General features: G+C 62.1%; 1 protein-coding gene and 1 pseudogene. Both read right to left on the bottom strand.

Going from position 1 to position 833, the window contains the following annotated elements; all coding sequences use genetic code 11:
* Nucleotides 1–725: pyruvate carboxylase subunit B (locus NAZ64_RS22360; protein ID WP_162866801.1), on the bottom strand; the 725-nt coding region annotated here is incomplete at its 3' end.
* A 15-nt stretch (nt 726–740) separates the two neighbouring features.
* Nucleotides 741–833, bottom strand: a pseudogene (locus tag NAZ64_RS22355) (oxaloacetate decarboxylase subunit gamma); the annotation flags it as partial.

Raw genomic sequence — 833 nt, 5'->3', positions numbered from 1 at the left:
TCGGTGGCCGGGTGGCCGTAGGTGGCGCTCATGGAGGAAATCGCCGTGTCCACGCCGTCAACACCCGCCTCGATAGCCTTCAGCAGCGCCATCTCCGCCATGCCGGTGGTGGCATGACAGTGCAGGTGCAGGCGCACCTCAAAACGTTTTTTGATTTCGCTGACCAGCTCAAAAGCGGCCATCGGCGTGAGAATGCCGGACATATCTTTAATCGCAATGGAATCGACGCCGGTCTCTAACAACTGTTCGGTTAAATCCAGCCAGGTCTGCAGGGTGTGGGCCGGGCTGGTGGTGTACGAGAGTGTGCCCTGGGCGTGGGCGCCGTGGCTGCGCACCGCCTGCAGGGCGGCTTTCATATTGCGCGGGTCGTTCATGGCATCGAAGACGCGGAACACGTCCATGCCGTTTTTCACCGCGCGTTCGACGAAGCGTTCCACCACGTCATCGGCGTAATGGCGGTAGCCGAGCAGGTTCTGGCCGCGCAGCAGCATCTGCAGCGGGGTTTTGGGCATGGCTTTTTTGAGTTCGCGCAGGCGCAGCCAAGGGTCTTCGCCGAGAAAGCGGATACAGGCGTCAAAGGTGGCGCCGCCCCAGCACTCCAGCGACCCGTAGCCCACGTCGTCGAGCTGAGCGGCAATCGGCAGCATATCGTCAAGACGCAGGCGGGTGGCGAACAGAGACTGGTGGGCGTCGCGCAGGACGACATCGGTAATGGCAATAGTCATGGATCCCTCCGGGAATTAAGCGTTAAGGCGGTGATGGTGAATGGCGGCGGCAATCACCGGCTTTAAGCGGGTGAAGTCGTCCACGACGGGAACGGCGCGCGGTGCGGG

The organism is Salmonella sp. A1325, assembly GCF_056991255.1.
Note: the sequence above shows the minus strand (reverse complement) of the source record. Positions and strands in the feature narration are given on the sequence as shown.